This is a genomic window from Pseudomonas sp. MD195_PC81_125, assembly GCF_014060985.1.
GTDB classification, from domain to species: domain Bacteria; phylum Pseudomonadota; class Gammaproteobacteria; order Pseudomonadales; family Pseudomonadaceae; genus Aquipseudomonas; species Aquipseudomonas parakoreensis.
The window spans coordinates 1-4,099 of record NZ_JABULD010000569.1 but is presented as its reverse complement, the minus strand read 5'-3'; the positions used below and the strand labels follow the sequence as shown (position 1 = coordinate 4,099).

General features: G+C 58.5%; 4 protein-coding genes. 2 read left to right on the top strand and 2 right to left on the bottom strand.

Going from position 1 to position 4,099, the window contains the following annotated elements:
* Positions 1–85 precede the first annotated feature (85 nt).
* Positions 86–1,483, top strand: coding sequence for an alkaline phosphatase D family protein (locus tag HT737_RS22780; protein WP_182404054.1), 1,398 nt, complete (start codon positions 86–88; stop codon positions 1,481–1,483).
* A gap of 87 nt (positions 1,484–1,570) precedes the next feature.
* On the opposite strand, the gene HT737_RS22775 is transcribed toward HT737_RS22780, so the two are convergent.
* Entirely contained in the window at positions 1,571–2,800 is a 1,230-nt protein-coding gene (locus tag HT737_RS22775) for a hypothetical protein (RefSeq protein ID WP_182404053.1), read from the bottom strand.
* 35 nt (positions 2,801–2,835) lie between these two features.
* A complete protein-coding gene (locus HT737_RS22770) occupies positions 2,836–3,285 on the bottom strand; it encodes a YcgN family cysteine cluster protein (protein ID WP_047292311.1) in 450 nt (149 codons plus the stop codon).
* Between the two features lie 165 nt (positions 3,286–3,450).
* On the opposite strand from HT737_RS22770, the gene HT737_RS22765 reads away from it, so the two are divergent.
* A complete protein-coding gene (locus HT737_RS22765; RefSeq protein ID WP_182404052.1) occupies positions 3,451–4,044 on the top strand; it encodes a nitroreductase family protein in 594 nt (197 codons plus the stop codon).
* The last annotated feature ends 55 nt before the right edge of the window (positions 4,045–4,099 follow it).

Genomic DNA, 4,099 nt, shown 5'->3' with positions numbered 1-4,099 from the left:
TCTCTGCCCCTCGGGATTTAAAATAAACGATTTTCCCCTGCGTTATTTTATAAAAAAAATGAAACTTACTCGAACGGACTCGAATATGTTCAAGCCAACTATTGGCCCGATTATCGGCCACACGACAACTCATCACGCGCGCATATTCATGCGCGCCGACAAGCAAGGCAATGCACCGGTATTTGCCGCCATTCGCTATCGGAAGTCTGGAACACAACAGTGGTCAGCTAGTACTTTCGCCGAACCCGATGCGCTGCGCGACATGACCGAAGTGTTCACCCTCAACAACTTGAGCAGTGACACCGAATATGAATACCAGACCGGCTGGTTCAGCCCGATGAATCCGGTCCATACCGTGGACAGTGTCGCCGAACTGCCGCTGCAGTGGCCGCGGGAAATCTACCGATTGCGCACCCGTTCCAGCAATGCCCTGCAGCCAAAGGCCTATATCGTCGGTTCTTGCCGCTATTTGCGCATGACGGCGGGGGTGCCGGTGCTGCCCCATCTGGGTGACCGGATCTTTGCCTCCATCAACCAATTGATCGAAGGTGCGCAGCCGCCGATCAGTGCCACCCTGATGACGGGTGATCAGGTTTATCTCGACGACCTTAATCTGTTCGCGCCTGATCGTGAATATAAGGACATCCTCAGCAAGTACCGTGCGGCCTTCTCTCAGCCGAATATCCAGCGTTTGATGTCCGGCACTTCGACTTATATGATCCTGGACGATCACGAAATCGAAGACAATTGGCCGGCGAATGCCGAACAATCAGATCAAGTGTTATATCGCAATGCAATGGCCGCCTATGAAATCTATCAAGTCAGTCACAGCCCGGCGCATGAACTTACAACTAACGAAAGGGTGAATCGGGCAAAACTCGAGCACTACTGGTATCAATTCAGTGACGCTGATATCGAATGGTTTGTGACCGACAGCCGCACCCGCCGCAACCTGTCAGCCGATGATCGCCGCATCCTCGATGAGGCGCAGGAACAGGCGCTGATCGCATGGCTGATCAATAGTCCGGCGCGGGTGAAATTCGTCGTGACCAGCGTAATGTTCTACCCGGATCGCCAACTGCTGGGCGACGACGCCTGGAAAGCTTTCCCGGAGCAGCGCCTGCGCCTGCTGGAAACCATCCGAACCCGACGCATCAAAAATGTCGTGTTTGTCTCGGGCGATGTGCATGGCTCGCTGACCTCCCGTCTGACCCACAGCGAAGACCCGGACTTCGAAGTCCATACCATCGTTTCCTCGCCGCTGTGCAACAGCAAGCTGCTGCCCTATGCCACGGCGTCGACGTTTATCCTCGATCAACCGCTGGCGCGCACGTCGACGGGTGATTATCAGCATGAGTTGACCAGCCCGGTCATCAGCGAAGACAACTTCGCCCATGTAGTCGTCGAGACTGATCAAATTCTGGTCAATTACCATGATCGTGATGGCAAGAAGCTGCAATCGATCAGCCTGAAATTACGCTGATATCTTGAAAGATCGCAGCCTTCGGCAGTTCCTACATTGGCATGCATCCACTGCAGGAGCTGCCGCAGGCTGCGATCTTTTTGATCTTTACTGCAACAATGCGGTATCAAGGACTTTAGAGGTCTCGCCGAGCACGCTCTCAGCCAGTTGCACAAATTCTTTAGTACTCACCGTCCCCAGATGCATCGCCCCGCGCAACACATCATCCAGCGAGCGCTTGTTGCGCGTCTTCAGACGAATTTCGCGATCCAGTTCCTGCAACACCATCACCGCCTTTGCAAGCTGCGCCGGGCTGATCTGTTCGCCGCGTAACGTCGTCACCTTCTGACTGGCTCTGGTCAATTTCGCCTGCAGCGCCTGATAACGCTCATCGCTTATGCCACCGGCACGGCGCACCAGTTCGATCGCGTAATACTCGGCAAAGCCTTCACTGATCCAGTCGCTGCGATGTTCATTGTTGATGCGCCCGAACACCTGCGCCAGCTCACGCACCAGCGCACTGCTGCCGCTCTCGCTGACCAGCGGCAAGCGCGTATTCAGATAGATCGATTCATGCGCGCCGAGACTGCCGCGCCACATCGGGTCGTTGGCGCCGACGATCAGCAGTTTTTTCGGATGCCGGGGATAGACCGCTTGCACCTGCGGCCAGACAAACGTCAGCAAGGTCAGCACATCCATGCGGCGCATGCCCTGCCCTTGCGGCGAAGCCACGCTGACTTCGGTTTCGCCCAGGCGCGTGCGGCGGCTGCCGAGGTGACCGGCGAGCATCCAGCCGGTCGGACGGTCGAACAGGCGTGATGGGTTGTCGATGCGAAATGTGTTTTTGCCGATGCGCGGCCAGGCGGTTTCAACGCTTTGCCAGCCATTGGGCAGTTCGAATTGCAGACGTGACACCAGCTCGATGCCATCCTGCTGATCGAGCCGGGCCGGCGGCACCAGATCATCACCGCGCAGTAGCGCCCAGGTCGGGGTCATGCGCGTGTCGAAGCTGCCGCTCTTGCGGCCGTGGCTGATGCTGACGCGGTAAGTCAGGCTGGGCTTGTCGCCGCTCGGACGCCAGAGGCCCCGAGCATGCTTGCCCGGAGACAATTGCCACTGACCATCAGCCTTGAAGTCGCTGTAGTGGCTGCCATCGCCGAGGTCAAAATCGAGGCTGCGTACCGCTTCGCCCTTGGCCACGGTCAGGCGCACTTCGGCCTGATCGCTTTGCGGCAGCAGGCGCACGTGGTAATCCAGATCGACTTTCTTTGCCGCCCACACCGGTGCGCTTAGCGCCAGCGGGGCGATCAGCAATGTCCGCAGCAATCCCCCAGCCATACACACTCCTTGTTCAATCCTGGAAACCCTTGGCGCTAACCGGCGCGGAAAATCAGGTGATCTTCCCAGTCATCCTCCGGCACGCTGCCTTCGGCGAGCATGCGTCCGGACTGGGAAATCCGTTCGTGGTGCACAGCGTCACGATCGCCACACACCAGGTGGTGCCACAGCGGCAGATCCTTGCCTTCGCTGACCAGCCGATAACCGCAGGTCGGCGGCAGCCATTTGAAAGCTTCGGCCTGGCCCGGAGTGAGCTGAATGCAGTCCGGGACAAACTTGATGCGGTTCGGGTAGTCGCTGCACTGGCAGGTTTTCAGGTCCAGCAGTTTGCAGGCGATGCGCGTGTAATAGACGCTGTTGTCTTCTTCATCTTCGAGTTTCTGCAGGCAGCACAGACCGCAGCCGTCGCACAGCGATTCCCATTCCTCGTGATCCAGTTGATCGAGGGTTTTGCGTTTCCAGAACGGTTCGACTTTGGCGGCCATGGCTCAAGCATCAACATCAGGTGGTGAAAAGGCCGCCAGTCTAGTGCCCAAGGCCTTGCGGGCCAAGCGCTGGCGACTGTCGGTAAATCGCGCTTGTCAGCCGAATCGCCGCCCAGTAGGGTTTTGCCACGAATTCATGACGCAAACACAGCAAGGAATCTTTTGATGAGTGCCAACCCTCGCGTTGCCGATTACGCCATTCACCCGCAGTTCACCGATCGCTGGTCGCCTCGTGCCTTCACCGGCGAAGCGATCCCGGAAGAAACCCTGCTGAGTTTTTTCGAAGCCGCACGCTGGGCGCCTTCGGCGTACAACTCGCAGCCGTGGCGTTTTCTGTATGCGCGTCGTGATACGCCGAACTGGGAGCGCTTCCTGGGGCTGCTGAATGAATTCAACCGCAGCTGGGCGCAACACGCGTCGGCGCTGGTGATCGTGATTTCGAAAACCACCTTCACCGCACCCGGTGCCAGCGAAGAGACCCCGGCGCTGTGGCACACCTTCGATACCGGTTCGGCCTGGGGCCACCTGGCGCTGCAGGCGAGCATCAGCGGCTGGCAAACCCACGGCATGGCCGGTTTCGATCAGGAGCTGACCCGCAAGGAGCTGAATATTCCGCAAGGTTATGCGCTGCACGCGGCGGTCGCTGTCGGCAAGCTGGGTGACAAGGCGACCCTGGCCGAGTACCTGCAGGCCCGCGAAGAGCCGAGCCCGCGTCGCCCGCTGAGCGAGCTGGCGGCGGAAGGCAACTTCACCCTTTAAACGCAAAAGATCGCAGCCTTCGCAGCTCCTACAGGGATCAATGTAGGAGCTGCCG